The organism is Variovorax paradoxus (assembly GCF_030815975.1).
In the GTDB taxonomy this organism is placed as follows: Bacteria; Pseudomonadota; Gammaproteobacteria; order Burkholderiales; family Burkholderiaceae_C; genus Variovorax; species Variovorax paradoxus_N.
Genome location: NZ_JAUSXL010000002.1, coordinates 1003422 through 1023588, shown reverse-complemented (window position 1 = coordinate 1023588; position 20167 = coordinate 1003422). Strand labels below are relative to the sequence as shown.

Sequence of the window (20167 nt, the reverse complement as noted above, 5' to 3'; positions counted from 1 at the left end):
CGCGTGGCCGGACGCATGTTCGGGCGGGCGGGCAAGGCTCTTGCTGCGCTGTGGCTCGTGGCAGCACTGATGCTGGCGGCGCAACCGGCCGGGGCCGCGCCGGCCGAGGGCGCGATCGAACTGCGCCGCGGCACCGTGTGGACCACCATCGACGGCGCCACGCACAAGGCGGCCGTCGAACTCTCCTACCACTGGGACCGCCAGCACGGCGGACGCCCCGGCTACGCGACCTTCGAGCTGCCGTTCGCCCTCGACGCCGAGCCCGAGGTGCCCTGGGGCATCTTCATTCCGCGCGCCGGCAATGTGCTGGAGGTCTGGCTCAACGACGCGCTGCTGCAGGTCTACGGCGACCCGGCCAGCGGCAACGGGGCGGACTACGCCAAGGCGCCGCTCTACGTGCCGGTGCCGGGGCACTTGCTGAAGGCCGGCGAGAACCGCCTGCAGGTTCGCATACGCGCCGACAGCGCCCGCAGGGCCGGGCTTTCGCGCGTGACCATCGGAGCCGCGACGCCGGTGCGCACCGATCTCTTCGAGAGCGCCTATGCCTGGCGCTTCACCGGCTCGGTGCTCCTGACCGCCTTCAGCCTGATCGTCGGCAGCATCGCACTGGCGCTGTGGCTCACGCAGGTGGACGCCGCCGCCACCGGATGGCGCCGGCGCGACAGCCTCTATTTCTGGGCCGCGCTGGCCGAGTTCTGCTGGGCGATCCGGGTGGCCGACGGCGTGATTGCCGAACCGCCGCTTCCCTGGGGTGCCTGGGGCGTGCTCATGGCCACCTGCTATGCGAGCTGGGCCGCGTCGGCCATGATGTTCTGCTATCACCTCGCGGGCTGGGACGGCAACCCGCGCATGCGCTGGCTGCGCTGGCCGACGGCAGGCATGGTGGCTGGAACCTTCGCGGCGAGTGCCATCGCGCTGCACCGCGAAGAGCCCTACTGGCTGACCGGCTGGCTCGCGCTGGAGATCGGGTTCGTTGCGCTGTTCGTCGGCGCCTTTGCCGTGGCCACCATCCGGCGGCCGAACGCGGGACGCCTGCTCGTGGCCGCGGCCGCGCTGGTGACGCTGGGCTTCGGCACCCGCGACTGGCTCGTGATCCGCCTGAGCGACGCCTACGGCGAGACCACCTGGGTGCGCTATTCCTCCGTGTTCTTCGGCATCGCGCTGCTGCTGATCGTCTTGCGGCGCTTCCACGCCGCGAGCGTCCAGGCGCGCGGCTCAGTCGCCGCCCTGGCCGAACGCGTCGCGCAGCGCGAGCGCGAACTCGCATCCACCTTCGCCGCGCTGGAACAGGTGGCGCGCGACCAGGCGCGCACCCACGAGCGCGAACGCATCCTGCGCGACATGCACGACGGCGTGGGCTCGCACATCAGCTCGGCCATCCGGCAGCTGCAATCGGGCCAGGCCAGTCCGGAGGAATTGCTGCGGACGCTGCGCGACTCGCTCGACCAGCTCAAGCTGGCCATCGACTCCATTCATCTGCCGCCGGGCGACGTCGGTGCGCTACTGGCGGCGCTGCGCTACCGGCTGGAGCCGCGCCTGGCGGCCGCGGGCATTCAGTTCGAATGGGCGGTAGAGGAAGTGCCCGAGGTGAAGCGGCTCGACGCGCAGGCCATGCGGCAATTGCAGTTCCTGCTGTTCGAGGCGATTTCCAACGTGCTGCAGCATGCCCAGGCGAAGACCCTCCGGATCGAAGCCGAAGCGGTGGCCGGCACCGTGCAGCTGCGCGTGATCGACGACGGCCGGGGCTTCGACGCGCTGCAGATGCCCCGGGCGCTTGCGGAGCGCGCCGCCGCCATCGGCGCCCGGCTGGCGCTCGAAAGCCGACCGGGGCGCACGGTCGTTCAGCTCGGCTTCGGCTGAGGTGCGCCGCGGGGCGCGGATAATCCGCCCCCATGTCCGCAGTGTTCAACCAGCCCTCCCTGGCGCGCCGGGTCGCGCCCATCTTCCAGGGCTTCGACGGCTTTCTGGCCTTCGCCGTGCTGCTGCTGGCCTTTGCCGGGCTGCTGACCATGTATTCGTCGGGCTACGACCATGGCTCGCGCTTCGCCGACCACGGCCGCAACATGCTGCTGGCGGGCTTCATCATGTTCGTGGTGGCCCAGGTGCCGCCGCAGCGGCTGATGCTGGCCGCCGTGCCGCTCTATACGATGGGCGTGGCGCTGCTGGTGGCGGTGGCGCTGTTCGGCATCACCAAGAAGGGCGCGCAGCGCTGGATCAACGTGGGCGTGGTGATCCAGCCGAGCGAAATCCTCAAGATCGCGATGCCGCTGATGCTGGCCTGGTGGTTCCAGCGCCGCGAAGGCCAACTGCGGCCGCTCGACTTCGTGGTGGCCACGGTGCTGCTGGCGGTGCCGGTCGGGCTCATCATGAAGCAGCCCGACCTGGGCACCTCGCTGCTGGTGCTGGCGGCCGGCATGGCGGTGATCTTCTTTGCCGGGCTGCCGTGGAAGCTGATCGTGCCGCCGGTGGTGCTCGGTGCCGTGGCGGTCACGCTGATCGTGGGCTTCGAGTCGCAGCTGTGCGCCGACGGCGTCGACTGGCGCGTGCTGCATGACTACCAGAAGCAGCGCGTGTGCACGCTGCTCGACCCCAGCAAGGACCCGCTGGGCAAGGGCTTCCACATCATCCAGGGCATGATCGCCATCGGCTCGGGCGGGGTCGGCGGCAAGGGCTTCATGCAGGGCACGCAGACGCACCTCGAATTCATTCCCGAGCGCACCACCGACTTCATCTTTGCCGCCTATTCCGAGGAATTCGGTCTGGTGGGCAACCTCACGCTGATCGCGGCCTTCATCCTGCTGATCTTCCGCGGGCTGGCCATCGCCGCCACGGCGCAGACCCTGTTCTCGCGCCTGCTCGCGGGCGCGGTCACGATGATTTTCTTCACCTATGCCTTCGTCAACATGGGCATGGTGAGCGGCATCCTGCCGGTGGTGGGCGTGCCGCTGCCGTTCATCAGCTATGGCGGCACCGCCATGGTCACGCTGGGGCTGGGGCTGGGCATCCTGATGTCGATCGCCCGGGCCCGGAAGCTGGCCCAGAGCTAATTCCAGAAACACCGAGGAACCGGCTTTGCCGGGCCTCTGGTGTTGCCCCCGGTAGGGGGTGGGCGAAAGCGACACGAAGTGCGCGAAGCCTGGGGGCGAGCAATAATCAGGCATGATCTCTCGCGAACCCACCATCGAGCGCCTCGCCACGGCGCAACAGCTCCTGCTCACGCCCTTCGGCCTCGACGAATCGCATTTGAGCAAGGCCCTGGCCGAGATCACCTCCCACCGGGTGGACGACGCCGACCTGTACTTCCAGTACACGCGCAGCGAAGGCTGGAGCCTCGAAGAGGGCATCGTCAAGACCGGCAGCTTCAGCATCGACCAGGGCGTCGGCGTGCGCGCGGTCAGCGGCGAGAAAACCGCCTTCGCCTATTCGGACGACATTTCCGAGGCCTCGCTGCTCGACGCGGCCCGCACGGTGCGTTCGATTTCTTCCGCCGGCCGCACCGGCCGCGTGAAGACGCCAGCCCGCAAGATCGCCTCGAGCCGTTCGCTCTACAACGGCGTCGACCCCATCTCCACCCTCGACAGCACGGCCAAGGTCAAGCTGCTCGAAAAGGTCGAGAAGCTGGCGCGTTCGCGCGATCCGCGCGTGGCGCAGGTCATGGCGGGCCTGGCGAGCGAGTACGATGTGGTGCTGGTGGCGCGCGCCGACGGCACGCTGGCGGCCGATGTGCGCCCGCTGGTGCGCCTGTCGGTCACCGTGATCGCCGAGCAGAACGGCCGGCGCGAGGTCGGCTCGGGCGGCGGCGGCGGGCGCTTCGGCCTCGCCTATTTCAACGACGCGCAGATCGCCGAATACGTCGACCAGGCCGTGAAGGCCGCACTGACCAACCTCGATGCCCGCCCGGCCCCGGCTGGCGAGATGACCGTGGTGCTCGGCTCCGGCTGGCCCGGCATCCTGCTGCACGAAGCCATCGGCCACGGCCTGGAAGGCGACTTCAACCGCAAGGGCTCGAGCGCCTTCTCGGGCCGCATTGGCCAGCGCGTGGCCGCCAAGGGCGTGACGGTGCTCGACGACGGCACCATTGCCGACCGCCGCGGCTCGCTCAACGTCGACGACGAGGGCAACGCCAGCCAGCGCAACGTGCTCATCGAGGACGGCATCCTCAAGGGCTACATCCAGGATTCGCTCAACGCGCGCCTCATGAAGGTCAAGCCCACGGGCAACGGCCGCCGCGAGAGCTATGCCCACGTGCCGATGCCGCGCATGACCAACACCTACATGCTCGGCGGCGACAAGGACCCGAAGGAAATCGTGGCCAGCATCAAGAAGGGCCTCTACGCCACCAACTTCGGCGGCGGGCAGGTCGACATCACGAGCGGCAAGTTCGTGTTCTCGGCCAGCGAGGCCTTCTGGGTCGAGAACGGCAAGATCCAGTACCCGGTCAAGGGCGCGACCATCGTGGGCAACGGCCCCGATGCACTCACCCGCGTGACCATGATCGGCAACGACATGGCGCTCGACTCGGGCGTGGGCACCTGCGGCAAGGAAGGCCAGAGCGTGCCGGTCGGCGTCGGCCAGCCCACCTTGCGAATCGATGGTTTGACCGTAGGCGGAACGGCCTGAGGGCTTGCTAAGCTGCGCTCCTCGATTTTTACAAAGAGGAGCATTCGATGACGAGGATCAGGATCAATTCGTCTGCGGCCCTGTGGGCCGTGACTGCCGCGGTGGCATTGTTGGCGACGGCGGGCTGCGCATCCCGCGGCGGTTCGGGCGGCAGCCAGCCCGCGGCGGCGCCTGCTGCCGCGCCGGCGGCACCGGCCCGCGGCGGCGCCAGGGCGGGTATAGATGCCCAGGGCAACGTGGTCGATTCCTCCAAGGTCGAAGCCGGCAGCGGCCGCACCGTCAAGGGCCTCAATGGCTACGAAGGCGAGATCACCGGCAACCCGGCGCGCAACAGCAGGTTCACCCGGCTGCAGATCGGCATGAGCGCCAGGCAGGTCACCGACCTGGCCGGCCCGCCGACCGACCAGGGCGCCTACGTGACGGGCAAGGCCTTCATCCCGTTCTATTTCGGCAGCGACCGCCACCGCTACGAGATGACCTACAAGGGCCAGGGCCGCTTGGTCTTCGCGGGCGGCGGCATGGGCGACTACTCCAGCGGCAACCTGATCTGGATCATTCACAACCCCAGCGAATCCGGCTATCGATGAGCCGTTCGTAGCCGGGCCTATGCCTGGCTTTTTGTTTTCCGTGCTACATTCCGCCCACATGTCCGCCCTCCGCGCTTATTTCTTTGCCTACTTTTGGTTCCCGGTTTCCGGCGGACGAGAGGCGAGCGCGTAAAGCAAACGAACACCCTCCCAAAACCGCCGGCGCCTCAAGCCCCGGCGGTTTTTTTATGCCCTGACGATATTCATTCAAACAAGGAAAGCACCATGAGCACGAACACTGCCCCCGCCAGCGACAACTGGTATGCGAGCGTCGAAAAAACCAGCAAGACCGACGACGAACGCATCAAGGACATCAACGTGCTGCCCCCTCCCGAACATCTGATCCGCTTCTTCCCGATTCGCGGCACGCCGGTCGAAACGCTGATTGAGGGCACCCGGCGCAGCATCCACAACATCATGGCGGGCAAGGACGATCGGCTGCTGGTGGTCATGGGCCCCTGCTCGATCCACGACCCGGCCGCGGCGCTCGAATACGCCCGCCGCCTGAAAGTGGAGCGCGAAAAATACGCCGGCACGCTCGAGATCGTGATGCGCGTGTACTTCGAGAAGCCGCGCACCACGGTCGGCTGGAAGGGCCTGATCAACGATCCGTACCTGGACGAGAGCTTCCGCATCGACGAGGGCCTGCGCATGGCGCGCCAGCTGCTGATCGACATCAACCGGCTCGGCCTGCCGGCGGGCAGCGAGTTCCTCGACGTGATCTCGCCGCAGTACATCGGCGACCTGATCGCCTGGGGCGCCATCGGCGCGCGCACCACCGAAAGCCAGGTGCACCGCGAACTGGCCTCCGGCCTTTCGGCGCCCATCGGCTTCAAGAACGGCACCGACGGCAACATCCGCATCGCCACCGATGCCATCCAGGCGGCGGCGCGCGGCCACCACTTTCTGTCGGTGCACAAGAACGGCCAGGTCGCGATCGTGCAGACCAACGGCAACCGCGACTGCCACGTCATCCTGCGCGGCGGCAAGGCGCCGAACTACGACGCCGCCAGCGTCGAGGCGGCCTGCAAGGACCTCGAAGCGGCCAAGCTGCCGCCCACGCTGATGGTCGACTGCAGCCACGCCAACAGCTCCAAGCAGCACCAGAAGCAGATCGATGTGGCGAAGGACATCGCCAACCAGATCGCCGCGGGCTCGAACCGCGTGTTCGGCGTGATGGTCGAGAGCCATCTGCAGGCCGGCGCGCAGAAGTTCACGCCGGGCAAGGACCAGCTCTCGGGGCTCGAATACGGCAAGAGCATCACCGACGCCTGCCTGGGCTGGGACGATTCGGTGCAGGTGCTCGACACGCTGTCGCAGGCGATCAAGCAGCGCCGGGGTTAACGGCCCCTAGAGCATCCCGGCCAGTTCGGGCCAGTGGTGCCGCATCGCTGCGGCCTCGTCGCTGTCCGGCGGCACCAGGGAGAAGTCGGCGAAGTCGAAGCCCGGACCGACCATGCAGGCGACCAGCGTGTAGTCGCCGCTCGTGTGGCCCTGGATGGGCCTGGCGGCCTGCCACTGGCCGGCCGGCACCACGTGCTGGGGGCGCGTGCCATGCGCGTCGACCGGGCCCAGCCGCACATGCGCCGGCGCCGTGCGCAGTGCGGCATCGCAGGTCCAGAGCGCCAGCGGCACGCCTTCGAGATGCACCCACACTTCATCCGAGAGCACACGGTGCCAGCGCGAATGCTGGCTCGCCTCGAGCAGGAAGTAGATGCTGGTGAGCGCGCTGCGCGGCGCGCGGCCGTCGGTAGGAACGACGCTCGCCGCCGAGCGGAAGACCTCGCTGTACCAGCCACCCTCGGGGTGAGGCTGGAGCTTCAGGCTCTCGATCAGTTCGCGGGCCCGCATGGCGGTCATGGTGCAGCGGTGGCGCGGAGTGCCGCAAGCAGCTTGTCGTGCACGCCGCCGAAGCCGCCGTTGCTCATGCAGACGATGTGGTCGCCGGGCCGGGCCGCCGCGACGATCTGCGCCACCAGCGGTTCGACGGCCCCGGCCACCTGCGCGCGGCCGCCCATCGGGGCCAGGGCCGCGGCGGCGTCCCAGTCGAGCCCGGCTGTGTGGCAGAACGACAGGTCGGCCGCTTCCAGGCTCCATGGCAGCTGTGCCGCCATGACGCCCAGCTTCATCGTGTTGCTGCGCGGCTCGAAGGCCGCGAGGATGCGCTCGTTTTGCTTGCCCGCGTCATCGAGCTTCCTGCGCAAGCCATCGAGCGTGGTGCGGATGGCCGTGGGGTGATGGGCGAAATCGTCGTAGACGGTGATCGCGCCGCCGCTGCGCTCGACCGCGCCGCGCAATTCCATCCGGCGGCGCACATTCCTGAAGCTGCCGAGCGCGCGGGCCGCATCGGCCGGGGCCACGCCCACATGCTCTGCCGCCGCGATGGCGGCCAGCGCGTTCATCTGGTTGTGCAGGCCCGAGAGTTCCCACTCGACCCGGCCGAGCGCTTCGCCCTGGCGCAGCACATCGAAGGCATCGTGCGTGCCGCGAGCTTGCCATTCGCTGTTCGGGCCGCCGGCGCCGAAGCGCGCGACCTCGCTCCAGCAGCCCTGGGCCAGCACGCGCTGCAGGCTTTCTTCCGTGGCGTTCACCACCAGCCGACCCGTGCCGGGGACGGTGCGCACGAGGTGATGGAACTGCCGTTCGATGGCGGCGAGGTCATCGAAGATGTCGGCGTGGTCGAACTCCAGGTTGTTGAGGATCGCCGTGCGCGGGCGGTAGTGCACGAACTTGCTGCGCTTGTCGAAGAAGGCCGTGTCGTACTCGTCGGCCTCGATGACGAAGGCCGAACTCTCGCCGAGCCGTGCGGAGACGCCGAAGTCCAGCGGGACGCCGCCCACCAGGAAGCCCGGTGCCTTGCCGCCTTGCTCGAGCACCCATGCCAGCATCGACGTGGTGGTTGTCTTGCCGTGGGTGCCGGCGACCGCCAGCACGTGGCGTCCGAGCAGCACATGCTCGGCCAGCCACTGCGGGCCGCTGGTGTAGGGCTTGCCGGCGTCCAGGATGGCCTCCATCAGCGGAAACTTGGGCGTGCCGTCGGGCAGCCGGGCCCTCGAAACCACGTTGCCGACCACGAAAACGTCGGGCGAAAGCGCGAGCTGGTCCGCGCCGAAGCCCTCGATCAGCTCGATGCCCAGCGATCGAAGCTGGTCGCTCATGGGCGGGTACACGCCGGCATCGCAGCCCGTGACCCGGTGGCCTGCCTCGCGCGCCAGGGCGGCCAATCCGCCCATGAACGTGCCGCAGATGCCAAGAATATGAATGTGCATCGGCCGATTCTAGGGACGCGGCGAGCGGTGCCCGCGCCCCCCGGTCCTCGTCCTTTGTACCGATGTTTGTGCGAGGGGCGCCGTACTGCGGGCAAAATGTATCGATGGACACGTCCACCAAGCGCGAGATTGCCGCCGCCGCAGCCCGCCTCGTCGTCGAGGAGGGGCTGGAGTACGGTCCGGCCAAGCGCCGGGCGCTGCGCGACCTGGGCCTGTCGTCGCGCACGGCGCTGCCGAACAACGACGAGGTGGAGGCCGAAGTCCGCGACTACATCGCGCTCTATTGCGCCGACACCCAGCCGCAGGAGTTGCGTGCGCTGCGGCAGCTCGCGCTCGAATGGATGGAGCGCATGGCGGCGTTCCGTCCGCACGTGGGAGGCGCGGTCTGGCACGGCACCGCCACGCGGCTGTCAGACATTTATATTCAGTTGTTCTGCGATGATTCCAAGTCGGCCGAGATTGCCCTGATCGATCACCACGTGGACTACGAGCCGCGGATGGTCACGGGCTTTCATGGCGAGCAGGTGGAAGCCCTGAGCGTTCATGCCGCAAGCCGTGCATTGGGCGAGGAAATCGGGGTGCACCTGCTGGTGTACGACCTTGACGACCTGCGCGGGGCACTCCGGTCCGACGCTCAGGGGCGGGCGCCGCGCGGCGACCTCGCGGCGCTGCGCCGGCTGATCGAAAGTGAAAAGGACAAGTGAATGACTTCTTCGCCCACACGGCGAGGCCTCCTCTATGGCGGCGTGGCAGTCGCGGCCGCTGCGGCCGGCCTGGGCGGCGCATGGTGGCGTGAGCGCGGCAGCGGCCCCCAGGGCGAAGTGCTGGAGGCGAGCTTCTGGAGCCAGCGTTTCGAGCGGCCGGAGGGCGGCGAACTGCTTCTTTCCGATTTGCGTGGCAAACCGCTGCTGCTCAACTTCTGGGCCACGTGGTGTCCGCCCTGCGTGGAAGAAATGCCGATGATCGATCGCTTCTTTCGCGAACATGGCGCGAACGGCTGGCAAGTGGTTGGCTTGGCGATCGATCAGCCCAGTGCGGTCCGTAAATTCCTGCAAAAGACGCCGGTCAGTTATCCCACGGGCTTGGCCGGCCTGCAGGGAACGGAACTGGTCAAGAGCCTGGGCAACACCGGTGGCGGATTGCCTTTCACGCTGGTCCTCAATGGCGCAGGTGCGGTGGCGGCTCGTAAAATGGGCAAGCTTGAAGCGGCCGACCTGGACGCTTGGCGGCGTGAACTGGTTCACGGTTAGAATCAGATACACAATCGGCATTTAGCCGCCAATCGCTATAAATCACCGATTTTTAGCCAAGTTACATCCTATTGACCGGCAAAGTCGGCACTGGAGCTCCATGGATCTGCGCAAACTCAAGACACTGATCGATTTGGTGTCGGAATCCAATATTTCCGAACTGGAAATCACCGAAACCGAAGGCAAGGTTCGCATCGTCAAGGGCGGCGGCGCTGCCCCGGTGCAATATGTACAGACCGTGGCGGCACCTGCTGCTGCTCCCGCTGGCGGCGCGCCGGCGGCACCCGCGCTCGCCAGTGCGCCAGCACCCGAAGCCGCACCGGCCGGCCACGCCATCAAGTCGCCGATGGTAGGTACTTTCTACCGCTCTTCCAGCCCCGGCGCCGCGGCTTTTGTCGAAATCGGCAGCAAGGTCAATGAGGGCGACACGGTCTGCATCATCGAAGCGATGAAGATCCTCAACGAAATCGAAGCCGACAAGTCCGGCACGATCACCCAGATCCTCGGCGAAAACGGCCAGGCGGTCGAATACGGTCAGCCGCTGTTCATCATCGAGTGACCATGTTCAAGAAGATTCTGGTTGCGAACCGGGGGGCTCGCGCCTCGGCGCGGACGGGCGAAGGCCGTCAGATTGCCCTGGCGCGCGCAGCGTGCGGGCGATGCAGCCGCGGGGGCGCACATGTTTAAGAAGATCCTGGTTGCCAATCGCGGCGAAATCGCCCTGCGGATCCAGCGCGCCTGCAGCGAACTCGGCATCAAGGCCGTGATGGTCTATTCCGAAGCCGACCGCGACGCGAAGTACGTCAAGCTCGCGCAAGAAGCCGTGTGCATCGGCCCGGCGCCGTCGTCGCTGAGCTATCTCAACATGCCGGCCATCATCTCGGCGGCCGAGGTCACCGACGCCGAGGCCATTCACCCCGGCTACGGCTTCCTGAGCGAGAACGCCAATTTCGCCGAGCGCGTGGAGCAGAGCGGTTTCCAGTTCATCGGCCCGACGCCCGAAAACATCCGTGTCATGGGCGACAAGGTCTCGGCCAAGCAGGCCATGATCAAGGCCGGCGTGCCGTGCGTGCCAGGCTCCGAGGGCGAGCTCTCGGATGACGCCGCCACCAACAAGCGCATTGCCCGCGCCATCGGCTATCCGGTCATCATCAAGGCGGCAGGCGGCGGCGGCGGCCGCGGCATGCGCGTGGTGCACACCGAGGCCGCGCTGATCAATGCGATCCAGATGACCAAGGCGGAAGCCGGCGCTGCATTCAGCAATCCGGCCGTGTACATGGAGAAGTTCCTCCAGAACCCACGTCACATCGAGATCCAGATCCTCGCGGACAAGCACAAGAATGCGGTCTACCTGGGCGAACGCGACTGCTCCATGCAGCGCCGCCACCAGAAGGTCATCGAGGAATCGCCGGCCCCCGGAGTTCCGCGCAAGCTGATCGAGAAGATCGGCGAGCGTTGCGCCGCGGCCTGCAAGAAAATTGGCTACCGCGGCGCCGGCACCTTCGAGTTCCTCTACGAAAACGGCGAGTTCTATTTCATCGAGATGAACACCCGTGTGCAGGTGGAGCACCCGGTGACCGAGTTCACCACCGGCATCGACATCGTGAAGACGCAGATCATGGTGGCGGCCGGCGAGAAGTTGCCGTTCACGCAGCGCCAGATCGAGATGCGCGGCCACGCCATCGAATGCCGCATCAACGCCGAAGACGCCTGGAAGTTCACGCCGTCGCCGGGCCGCATCACCATGTGGCATCCGCCGGGCGGCCCGGGCGTGCGCGTCGATTCGCATGCATACACCAACTACTTCGTGCCGCCGAACTACGACTCGATGATCGGCAAGATCATCGTCTACGGCGACACGCGCGAGCAGGCCATGGCGCGCATGCGCACGGCGCTGAACGAAACCGTGATCGAAGGCATCCAGACCAACATCCCGCTGCACCGCGAGCTGATGGTCGACGCCAAGTTCATGAGCGGCGGCACCAACATCCACTACCTCGAAGAATGGCTCGCAGCCCACAAGCGCTGAGCCCGCGCACCCGCCATGTTTGAACTTCGCCTCATGGCGCCGGAAGACCGGGTCGAAATGCTCGGCGATGCGCTCGACGCGCTCGATGCGCTGAGCGTGTCGGTGGAAGACGCCGATGCACAGACCGATGCCGAGCAGGCGCTGTTCGGCGAACCCGGCATGCCGCCGCCCAAGGAGGGCTGGCAGCGGTCGCGCGTGATTGCGCTGTTCGCCGACGAGGCCCTTGCGAACGAGGCCGCATCGGTGCTTGCGCTGCAGGACTTCTTCGAAGGCTGCGCGGTGCTCGGCGTGGCACCGGTGCCCGAGCAGGACTGGGTGCGGCTCACCCAATCGCAGTTCGCGCCGGTCGAGATCACGCCCGAATTCTGGATCGTGCCCACCTGGCACGAGCCGCCCGCGCAGGCGAAGCAGGTGATCCGGCTCGACCCCGGGCTTGCCTTCGGCACCGGCACCCATCCCACCACGCGCATGTGCCTGCGCTGGATCGCAAGGCAGGGTTCGTTCGCCGACCAGCGCGTGCTCGACTATGGCTGCGGCTCCGGCATCCTGGCCATTGGCGCGGCGAAGTTCGGCGCGCTCGACATCGATGCCGTCGACATCGACGAGGCGGCTGTTTCGTCGACCCGCCTCAATGCCGAGGCCAACGGCGTGCGCCTGAACGCCGGCCTGCCGGAAGCGGCCAAGGGCCGCTACGGCACCGTGCTGGCCAACATCCTGGCCTCGCCGCTCAAGGTGCTTGCGCCGCTGTTGCGCAGCCACGTGGCGCCCGGCGGCTCGCTGGTGCTGGCCGGCATCCTCGAGCGCCAGGCCGACGAGCTGAAGCAGGCCTATGCGCCCTATGCCGCGCTCGAAGTCAGCGACAGCGAGGACGGCTGGATCCTCATGACGGCGCGCTGCTGAGGGCGCGCGCCCGGCGAGGGCCCAACCCTACAATCGCCCCGTCATGAGCCTCGTCACGCGTTGCCCCGCCTGCGCCACCACCTTCAAGGTGGTGCGCGACCAGCTTCGCATTTCGGATGGCTGGGTGCGCTGCGGGCGCTGCAGCCACGTGTTCGACGCCACGCTCGATCTGCACGAGGCGCCCGACGGCGCCGCGGCCACGATCGCGCCGCCGGCACCGCCGCCCGCCGCATCGATCGGACCGTCGCCGGAGGCCGTCGAGGACGCGGATTTCTTCGACGACGAGCCTGAGGAGAAGAGCGAGGCCGCGCCGCTTCCCGAGGCCGAACCCACGCCCGCACCAACACCCGCATCGGCGCCTGCCTTCGCCTTGCCGGCGCACGGCATCGTCGCCGACGATCTGTGGACCGACTTCGAGGCCAGCGAGCCCGAATGGCGCCCGCCGGCAAGTACGCTGCCGCCGTTTCCGAACATCGACCTGAATCTGGCGGCGCCGCCTTCGCCGCCGCCGCCCCCGCCGCCTCCATTGCCGGCCCTGCGCCTCAAGGCGCGGGAAATGACGGCATCGGCCAGCGAAGAAGACGAAAAACACGAGCCCGTGCAAGACCGCGATCAGGTGCAGATGCAAAAGGCGCTGCGCCGGGCCCGCATCAAGTCGGCCAAGATCGCGAGCGCCAAAGCGCGCGACGAGCGCACCGCCGCAAAGATGCCGGCTTCGATGGTGCGGGAGGCGAGCGAGCCCGAGCCGGGCCTGCGTCCTTCGCCCCTGTCGTCGAACCGCGACGATGCGGAAGATTCGGAGCGGCTTCCCTTCTCCGATAACAGCGAAAGCGCACGCCGCGGCACTGCGGGTTTCTGGCAGCGGCCTGGGTCGCGGCGCTGGCTCTGGCTGCTGGCCGTGCTGGCCGTTCTGCTGCTGGTTGTGCAGGTCCTGCGCCACGAGCGCGACGGCATCGTCGCGCGCCAGCCGAACCTGCGTCCCGCATTCACGACGCTGTGCCGTGTGGCTGGCTGCGAGCTCACGGCGCTGCGGCAGATCGGCGACATCGTGATCGAGGGCGCGGCCTTCGCGCGCGAGAAAACCGGCAACAGCGACTACCGGCTCAGCTTCACGCTGCGCAATGGCGCGGCCGTTCCCCTGGCCATGCCGGCCGTCGAGCTTTCGCTGCTCGACACGCAGGAGCGCGCCGTGGTGCGCCGCGTGTTGATGGCTGCGGACTATGGCGCGCCGGCGGTGCTGGCGGCGCGCTCGGACCAGGCGGCCTCATTGCCGCTGAGCCTGTCCGCGACCGAAGCGGCCACGCTGCCGCCCATTGCCGGCTACCGCGTCGAAGCGTTCTATCCTTAGGCCTGGCTCGCGCCCGCCTTTTCATTTCATTCATCCATTCCTACCCAACGGCTCACCCATGGCAGCAGTGATTTGCGGTTCCCTCGCGTTCGACACCATCATGACCTTCGAGGGCCGGTTCGCCGACCAGATCCTTCCGGACCAGCTGCACATCCTCAATGTGTCGTTCCTGGTGCCGGGCCTGCGGCGCGACTTCGGCGGCTGTGCCGGCAACATCGCCTACAGCCTCAATGCGCTGGGCGGTGCCGCCTTGCCGATGGCCACCCTCGGCAGCGACGGCGCCGACTACCTGGAACGCATGCGCACGCTGGGCATCAGCACCGAGTTCGTGCGCCAGCTCGGCGACACCTTCACCGCGCAGGCGATGATCATGAACGACGTCGACAACAACCAGATCACCGCGTTCCACCCCGGCGCGATGCAGCAGGCGCACATCACCAAGGTGGCTGCGCGCGACGACATCAAGATCGGCATCATCGCGCCCGACGGCCGCGAGGCGATGCTGCAGCATGCGGAGCAGTTCGCTGCGGCCGGCATTCCGTTCGTGTTCGATCCGGGCCAGGGCCTGCCGATGTTCGACGGCGAGGCGCTCAGGCACTTCGTCGACCTGGCGAGCTGGGTCGTTGTCAACGACTACGAAGGAAAGATGCTGTCGCAGCGCACCGGCTGGAGCCTGGCCGAGATCTCCAGGCGCGTGCGCGGCCTGGTCGTCACGTTGGCCGCCGAAGGCTGCGAGGTCTGGATCGACGGGGAGCGCGAGCATGTACCGGGCGTGACGCCGGCCGCGGTGGTCGAGCCCACGGGCTGCGGCGATGCCTGGCGCGGCGCGCTGCTGTTCGGTCTGGAAAAGGATTGGCCGCTCGCGCAATGCGCGGCACTCGGCAACCGCATCGGGGCGCTCAAGATCGCGCAGCGCGGACCGCAGAACTACCAGATCGACCTGAAGGCGCTGGGCCTCTGAGCCGCCGCTTGTAGGCGCCCATAAAAAAAACCCGGCACCGTGAGGTACCGGGTTTTTTGCCGTCAAGGCCGCTGAGAAACTCAGGGCTTGCTGGCCGTCGGAAACGGCCAGGCTGCCTGGGGGTTCAGCGTCGTTTGCGCAGCAGGAGCAGGCGCTACGGCAGCCTTGGCGGGAGCCTTCGCAGCCTTCTTCGCAGCAGGCTTCTTGGCAGCAGCGGCAGGCTTGGCAGCGGGCTTTTTCGCGGCTTTCTTGGCCGCAGCCTTTTTGGCAGGAGCCTTCTTGGCGGCAGCCTTCTTCGCAGGGGCCTTCTTGGCAGCGGCCTTCTTTGCCGGAGCCTTCTTCGCCGCCGCCTTCTTGGCAGGAGCCTTCTTTGCTGCGGCCTTCTTCGCCGGAGCCTTCTTGGCAGCGGCCTTCTTTGCCGGAGCTGCCTTCTTGGCGGCTACCTTCTTCGCAGGCGCCTTCTTGGCGGCTACCTTCTTCGCTGCGACCTTCTTGGCCGGAGCCTTCTTCGCAGCTACCTTCTTGGCGGGAGCCTTCTTAGCGGCCGCGACCTTCTTTGCCGGAGCCTTCTTTGCAGCGGCTTTCTTAGCCGGCGCTTTCTTTGCAGTTGCCATTTCTATTTCTCCTTGATCAAGTTGAAAAAATCAACCTATTGAAGCACTCCACGCACGTTGGTAGCGTGAAGCGATTCATGGCGTTGGAATCTGAGCTCCAGCACCATGAACACCTGAGCCCTCATCCATGCCGCGCTCTTCGGCGCGATCGGTGGCAAGGGCAATTCTTGAATTCATTAATTCTTGTCGGATTCAATCCCAGGAGAGCGCACCACCCGACTGGTATTCGATCACGCGGGTTTCGAAGAAATTGCGCTCTTTCTTCAGGTCAATCATTTCGCTCATCCAGGGGAACGGGTTTTCCTCGTTCGGGAAGAGCGTTTCGAGGCCGATCTGCTGTGCACGCCGGTTGGCGATGTAGCGCAGGTAGCCCTTGAACATGGAGGCGTTCATGCCGAGCACGCCGCGCGGCATGGTGTCTTCGGCGTATTTGTATTCGAGCTCGACGGCCTTCATGAAGAGGGCCTTGATCTCGGCCTTGAACTCGTTGGTCCAGAGGCCGGGGGTTCTCGAGCTTGAGCTGGTTGATCAGGTCGATGCCGAAATTGCAGTGCATCGACTCGTCGCGCAGGATGTACTGGTACTGCTCGGCGGCGCCGGTCATCTTGTTCTGGCGGCCGAGCGCGAGGATCTGCGTGAAGCCGACGTAGAAGAACAGGCCTTCCATCAGGCAGGCGAACACGATCAGCGACTTGAGCAGCGTCTGGTCGGTTTCGTGCGTGCCGGTCTTGAAGAGCGGGTCGCTGATGGCGTCGATGAACGGGATCAGGAACTGGTCCTTCTCGCGGATCGAGGGCACTTCGTTGTAGGCGTTGAAGATCTCGCTCTCGTCCAGGCCGAGCGACTCGACGATGTACTGGTAGGCGTGCGTGTGGATCGCTTCCTCGAAAGCCTGGCGCAGCAGGAACTGGCGGCATTCGGGCGCCGTGATGTGGCGGTAGGTGCCCAGCACGATGTTGTTGGCGGCCAGCGAGTCGGCGGTCACGAAGAAGCCGAGGTTGCGCTTGACGATGCGGCGCTCGTCTTCGGTCAGGCCGTTCGGGTCTTTCCAGAGCGCGATGTCGCGCGTCATGTTCACTTCCTGCGGCATCCAGTGGTTGGCGCAGGTGGCGAGGTATTTTTCCCAGGCCCACTTGTACTTGAACGGCACCAGCTGGTTGACGTCGGTCTGGCCGTTGATGATGCGCTTGTCGGAAGCCTTGACGCGCTGCGCTGCGACGGGGGCCATGGGTTGTGCAATCGACGAAGTCGGAGCGTCCACCGATCGGCCTGCGGGCAAGCCGCTGGTCGATGCGTGGTGTTGCTGCAATCCTTGTTGCATATCCTTTGGTAAGGAGGGCTTGACTTCTTCGTCCCAGGTCAACATAGAAAAATCCAATGCTCGATTATCGGAGCAACGATGTGAGTTGCAAAGTGCTCGTTCACGTCGCGCTCCATTTATGTGGTTGTTATGTTGCTCTCATGCATCGCGCGATGTCAGTCGATGCCGTGATCGACTGAGAGTTTCGCGCGTCGTGCATGCACCTCTCTGACTTCACCCGCGCGTCATTGGCATGCTTCGCAGGTCGGATCGTCGACGCCGCAGAACGCGATGTCGGTGGCAGGCATCGCACTCATCTGCGCCTTTGCTGCGGTGGCCGCGGCCTCGAGCGCGCTCATGCCCGAAGAGGCTTCGCTGCCCGAAGACACCGCGTTGAGGCGGCCCGATTGCACGGTGGATTTCTCGGCGTGCGTCGCGCTCTGCGTGCGCAGGTAGTAGGTGGTCTTCAGGCCGCGCAGCCATGCGAGCTTGTAGGTGTCGTCGAGCTTCTTGCCCGATGCGCCGGCCATGTAGATGTTGAGCGACTGCGCCTGGTCGATCCACTTCTGGCGACGCGAGGCGGCTTCGACCAGCCAGGTGGTTTCGACTTCGAACGCGGTGGCGTAGAGCGCCTTCACATCCTGCGGCACGCGGTCGATCGGGCGCAGCGAACCGTCGAAGTGTTTCAGGTCCATGACCATGACGTCGTCCCACAGGCCCAGGCGCTTCAGGTCGCGCACCAGGTAGTGGTTGATCACGGTGAACTCGCCCGACAGGTTCGACTTGACCGAGAGGTTGCCGAAGCAGGGCTCGATGGAAGCGTCGACGCCGATGATGTTCGAGATGGTCGCGGTCGGAGCGATGGCCACGCAGTTGGAATTGCGCATGCCGTCGGCCTTGATCTTCTGGCGCAGCGCGTCCCAGTCGAGCGTGGCCGAGCGGTCGACCTCGACGTAGCCGCCGCGCGCCTGCTCGAGCAGGTCGAGCGTGTCGATCGGGAGGATCCCCTTGTCCCAGAGCGAGCCCTTGTAGCTCGAATACTTGCCGCGTTCGCGGGCCAGCTCGGTCGATGCCCAGTAGGCGTGGTAGCAGATGGCTTCCATCGACTCGTCGGCAAACTGCACGGCTTCCTGCGAGGCGTAGGGAATGCGCAGCTCGTACAGCGCATCCTGGAAGCCCATCAGGCCCAGGCCGACCGGACGGTGGCGCAGGTTGGAATCGCGCGCCTTCTTCACCGCGTAATAGTTGATGTCGATCACGTTGTCGAGCATGCGCATCGCGGTCGCGATCGTCTTCTTGAGCTTTTCCTGGTCGACCTTGCCGTCCTTCAGGTGCTGCAGCAGGTTCACCGAACCGAGGTTGCAGACCGCGGTTTCGGTGTCGCTGGTGTTGAGCGTGATCTCGGTGCATAGGTTCGACGAGTGCACGACGCCGGCGTGCTGCTGCGGCGAGCGCACGTTGCAGGCGTCCTTGAACGTGATCCACGGATGGCCGGTCTCGAACAGCATCGTGAGCATCTTGCGCCACAGGTCCGAGGCCTGGATGGTGCGCGCGGGCTTGATCTCGCCGCGGGCGGCCTTTTCTTCGTAGGCGGTGTAGGCCTTCTCGAAGTCGGCGCCGAACAGGTCGTGCAGGTCGGGCACGTTGGAGGGCGAGAACAGCGTCCAGGTGCCCTTTTCCATCACGCGGCGCATGAACAGGTCGGGAATCCAGTTGGCGGTGTTCATGTCGTGCGTGCGGCGGCGGTCGTCGCCGGTGTTCTTGCGCAGTTCCAGGAACTCCTCGATGTCGAGGTGCCAGGTTTCGAGGTAGGTGCAGACGGCGCCCTTGCGCTTGCCGCCCTGGTTCACCGCCACGGCCGTGTCGTTGACCACCTTGAGGAACGGCACCACGCCCTGCGATTCGCCGTTGGTGCCCTTGATGTGGCTGCCGAGCGCGCGCACGCGGGTCCAGTCGTTGCCCAGGCCGCCCGCGAATTTCGAGAGCAGGGCGTTTTCCTTGATCGACTCGTAGATGCCGTCGAGGTCGTCGGGCACCGTGGTCAGATAGCAGCTGGAGAGCTGCGAGCGCAGCGTGCCGGCGTTGAACAGCGTGGGCGTGCTCGACATGAAGTCGAAGGACGACAGCACTTCGTAGAACTCGATGGCGCGGGCTTCGCGGTCGATTTCACCGAGCGACAGGCCCATGGCCACGCGCATGAAGAACGCCTGCGGCAGTTCGATGCGCGACTTGCGCACGTGCAGGAAGTAGCGGTCGTACAAGGTTTGCAGGCCGAGGTAGTCGAACTGCAGGTCGCGCTCGGCCTTGAGCGCGGCGCCCAGGCGGGGCAGGTCGTACTGCAGCAGCTTCTCGTCGAGCAGCTCGTTCTCGACGCCCTTCTTGATGAACTGCGGGAAGTAGTCGGCGTAGGCCGTGGCGCGGTCGACCGGCATCACTTCGCGGCCGATGATCTCCTTGAAGATCGTGTGCAGCAGCAGGCGCGCGGTGGCGAAGGTGTAGTCGGGGTCTTTCTCGATCAGCGTGCGGGCCGCCAGGATCGAGGCCTTGTAGACCTCGTCGAGCGGCACGCCGTCGTACAGGTTGCGCATGGTCTCGGCGACGATCGGCTGGGCGGTGATGCTGTCGCCCAGGTTTTCGCAGGCCGATTCGATCAGGCCCTTGAGCTGGTTCAGGTCGAGCTCGACGCGTTCGCCGTTGTCCAACACGTGCAGCGTTTGCACGGCGGGCATGTCGTGTTCGCCCTGCTTGGAACGCTCCTGCGTGCGGCGCTCGCGGTAGAGCACATAGGCGCGCGCGATTTCGTGGTGGCCGCCGCGCATCAGGCCGAGCTCGACCTGGTCCTGCACGTCTTCGATGTGGAAGGTGCCGCCGCCCGGACGCGAACGCACCATGGCGCGGATCACGCCTTGCGTGAGCGCGTCGACTGTTTCGCGCACGCTGGCCGAAGCCGCGCCCTGGGTGCCGTGCACGGCCAGGAAGGCTTTCATCATCGCGATGGCGATCTTGTTGGGTTCGAAGGGAACCACGGCGCCGTTGCGGCGGATGATCTGGTAGTGCGCGAGGTTCTGGCCGGTGGGCGAGCCAGCGGTGTCCCGCTGCTGCTGCGACGGCGTGGAGGGAACGGCACGCGAGGTCGATGGGGTGTTCAGGGCTGTTTGCATTCGCTTCCTCTCGGTTGGCAATTCTTGTTGGATGGCAACACCTTGGTTGGGCGTTGCGCCGGCGTTGTTGACCGGACGGAAGACACTATATCTGGGGTCTGAGAGGTCTACAACCCACTAGATGTAGT

The 20167-nt window shown here is 66.3% G+C and carries 16 protein-coding genes and 1 pseudogene; 12 read left to right on the top strand and 5 right to left on the bottom strand.

The features are described 5' to 3' along the window. Window positions 1-3 precede the first annotated feature (3 nt). The 5 genes from QFZ47_RS08575 (at window position 4) to QFZ47_RS08555 (ending at window position 6551) form a co-directional block, all read left to right on the top strand. Entirely contained in the window at window positions 4-1860 is a 1857-nt protein-coding gene (locus tag QFZ47_RS08575; protein ID WP_307655241.1) for a sensor histidine kinase, read from the top strand. Between the two features lie 32 nt (window positions 1861-1892). Next, the gene (gene rodA, locus QFZ47_RS08570; RefSeq protein WP_307655240.1) at window positions 1893-3047 is read left to right on the top strand and encodes a rod shape-determining protein RodA; all 1155 of its coding nucleotides are present in this window, start codon (window positions 1893-1895) and stop codon (window positions 3045-3047) included. Between the two features lie 112 nt (window positions 3048-3159). After that, window positions 3160-4620 carry a metalloprotease TldD gene (tldD, locus tag QFZ47_RS08565; RefSeq protein WP_307655239.1) on the top strand — a complete coding sequence of 487 codons (1461 nt, stop codon included), beginning with the start codon at window positions 3160-3162 and terminating at the stop codon, window positions 4618-4620. Window positions 4621-4667: 47 nt separating this feature from the next. Continuing rightward, window positions 4668-5207, top strand: a complete 540-nt coding sequence (locus tag QFZ47_RS08560) for a hypothetical protein (protein ID WP_307655238.1) — start codon at window positions 4668-4670, stop codon at window positions 5205-5207. 225 nt (window positions 5208-5432) lie between these two features. Continuing rightward, the gene (locus QFZ47_RS08555) at window positions 5433-6551 is read left to right on the top strand and encodes a 3-deoxy-7-phosphoheptulonate synthase (RefSeq protein WP_307655237.1); all 1119 of its coding nucleotides are present in this window, start codon (window positions 5433-5435) and stop codon (window positions 6549-6551) included. A 6-nt stretch (window positions 6552-6557) separates the two neighbouring features. Here QFZ47_RS08555 and QFZ47_RS08550 read toward each other — a convergent pair whose 3' ends face one another. Both QFZ47_RS08550 and mpl read right to left on the bottom strand, forming a co-directional pair. Further along, window positions 6558-7067: a cupin domain-containing protein gene (locus QFZ47_RS08550; protein ID WP_307655236.1), complete on the bottom strand. Its 510-nt coding sequence runs from the start codon at window positions 7065-7067 to the stop codon at window positions 6558-6560. Then, window positions 7064-8476 carry a UDP-N-acetylmuramate:L-alanyl-gamma-D-glutamyl-meso-diaminopimelate ligase gene (gene mpl / locus QFZ47_RS08545; protein WP_307655235.1) on the bottom strand — a complete coding sequence of 471 codons (1413 nt, stop codon included), beginning with the start codon at window positions 8474-8476 and terminating at the stop codon, window positions 7064-7066. The genes QFZ47_RS08550 and mpl overlap by 4 nt, the downstream gene beginning before the upstream one ends. Before the next feature lie 104 nt (window positions 8477-8580). Here mpl and QFZ47_RS08540 point away from each other — a divergent pair, with 104 nt between their 5' ends. The 7 genes from QFZ47_RS08540 (at window position 8581) to QFZ47_RS08510 (ending at window position 14964) form a co-directional block, all read left to right on the top strand. Beyond that, a complete protein-coding gene (locus tag QFZ47_RS08540) occupies window positions 8581-9180 on the top strand; it encodes a hypothetical protein (protein WP_307655234.1) in 600 nt (199 codons plus the stop codon). Continuing rightward, a complete protein-coding gene (locus QFZ47_RS08535) occupies window positions 9181-9726 on the top strand; it encodes a TlpA family protein disulfide reductase (protein WP_307655233.1) in 546 nt (181 codons plus the stop codon). 100 nt (window positions 9727-9826) lie between these two features. Then, window positions 9827-10285, top strand: a complete 459-nt coding sequence (accB, locus tag QFZ47_RS08530; protein ID WP_307655232.1) for an acetyl-CoA carboxylase biotin carboxyl carrier protein — start codon at window positions 9827-9829, stop codon at window positions 10283-10285. A gap of 120 nt (window positions 10286-10405) precedes the next feature. After that, window positions 10406-11755, top strand: coding sequence for an acetyl-CoA carboxylase biotin carboxylase subunit (gene accC, locus QFZ47_RS08525; RefSeq protein WP_307655231.1), 1350 nt, complete (start codon window positions 10406-10408; stop codon window positions 11753-11755). A 15-nt stretch (window positions 11756-11770) separates the two neighbouring features. Continuing rightward, window positions 11771-12655: a 50S ribosomal protein L11 methyltransferase gene (gene prmA / locus QFZ47_RS08520; protein WP_307655230.1), complete on the top strand. Its 885-nt coding sequence runs from the start codon at window positions 11771-11773 to the stop codon at window positions 12653-12655. Window positions 12656-12698: 43 nt separating this feature from the next. After that, window positions 12699-14003, top strand: a complete 1305-nt coding sequence (locus QFZ47_RS08515; protein WP_307655229.1) for a zinc-ribbon and DUF3426 domain-containing protein — start codon at window positions 12699-12701, stop codon at window positions 14001-14003. 58 nt (window positions 14004-14061) lie between these two features. Continuing rightward, a complete protein-coding gene (locus QFZ47_RS08510) occupies window positions 14062-14964 on the top strand; it encodes a carbohydrate kinase family protein (RefSeq protein WP_307655228.1) in 903 nt (300 codons plus the stop codon). A gap of 80 nt (window positions 14965-15044) precedes the next feature. On the opposite strand, the gene QFZ47_RS08505 is transcribed toward QFZ47_RS08510, so the two are convergent. From QFZ47_RS08505 to QFZ47_RS08495, 3 genes and pseudogenes are all read right to left on the bottom strand, one after another. Then, window positions 15045-15578, bottom strand: a complete 534-nt coding sequence (locus tag QFZ47_RS08505) for a histone H1-like DNA-binding protein (RefSeq protein ID WP_013539474.1) — start codon at window positions 15576-15578, stop codon at window positions 15045-15047. Window positions 15579-15770: 192 nt separating this feature from the next. Further along, window positions 15771-16944 (bottom strand): annotated as a pseudogene (locus QFZ47_RS08500) (ribonucleotide-diphosphate reductase subunit beta). 179 nt (window positions 16945-17123) lie between these two features. Continuing rightward, window positions 17124-20039, bottom strand: a complete 2916-nt coding sequence (locus QFZ47_RS08495; RefSeq protein WP_307655227.1) for a ribonucleoside-diphosphate reductase subunit alpha — start codon at window positions 20037-20039, stop codon at window positions 17124-17126. Between the last annotated feature and the right edge of the window lie 128 nt (window positions 20040-20167).

Excerpts from the sequence above, each read along its gene's own strand:
- QFZ47_RS08495 (WP_307655227.1), bottom strand. The coding sequence starts at position 20,039 with ATGCAAACAGCCCTGAACACCCCATCGACCTCGCGTGCCGTTCCCTCC.
- QFZ47_RS08505 (WP_013539474.1), bottom strand. The coding sequence starts at position 15,578 with ATGGCAACTGCAAAGAAAGCGCCGGCTAAGAAAGCCGCTGCAAAGAAG.
- QFZ47_RS08560 (WP_307655238.1), top strand. The coding sequence starts at position 4,668 with ATGACGAGGATCAGGATCAATTCGTCTGCGGCCCTGTGGGCCGTGACT.
- QFZ47_RS08535 (WP_307655233.1), top strand. The coding sequence starts at position 9,181 with ATGACTTCTTCGCCCACACGGCGAGGCCTCCTCTATGGCGGCGTGGCA.
- rodA (WP_307655240.1), top strand. The coding sequence starts at position 1,893 with ATGTCCGCAGTGTTCAACCAGCCCTCCCTGGCGCGCCGGGTCGCGCCC.
- QFZ47_RS08555 (WP_307655237.1), top strand. The coding sequence starts at position 5,433 with ATGAGCACGAACACTGCCCCCGCCAGCGACAACTGGTATGCGAGCGTC.
- tldD (WP_307655239.1), top strand. The coding sequence starts at position 3,160 with ATGATCTCTCGCGAACCCACCATCGAGCGCCTCGCCACGGCGCAACAG.
- prmA (WP_307655230.1), top strand. The coding sequence starts at position 11,771 with ATGTTTGAACTTCGCCTCATGGCGCCGGAAGACCGGGTCGAAATGCTC.
- QFZ47_RS08515 (WP_307655229.1), top strand. The coding sequence starts at position 12,699 with ATGAGCCTCGTCACGCGTTGCCCCGCCTGCGCCACCACCTTCAAGGTG.
- accB (WP_307655232.1), top strand. The coding sequence starts at position 9,827 with ATGGATCTGCGCAAACTCAAGACACTGATCGATTTGGTGTCGGAATCC.
- QFZ47_RS08510 (WP_307655228.1), top strand. The coding sequence starts at position 14,062 with ATGGCAGCAGTGATTTGCGGTTCCCTCGCGTTCGACACCATCATGACC.
- QFZ47_RS08540 (WP_307655234.1), top strand. The coding sequence starts at position 8,581 with ATGGACACGTCCACCAAGCGCGAGATTGCCGCCGCCGCAGCCCGCCTC.
- QFZ47_RS08550 (WP_307655236.1), bottom strand. The coding sequence starts at position 7,067 with ATGACCGCCATGCGGGCCCGCGAACTGATCGAGAGCCTGAAGCTCCAG.
- mpl (WP_307655235.1), bottom strand. The coding sequence starts at position 8,476 with ATGCACATTCATATTCTTGGCATCTGCGGCACGTTCATGGGCGGATTG.
- accC (WP_307655231.1), top strand. The coding sequence starts at position 10,406 with ATGTTTAAGAAGATCCTGGTTGCCAATCGCGGCGAAATCGCCCTGCGG.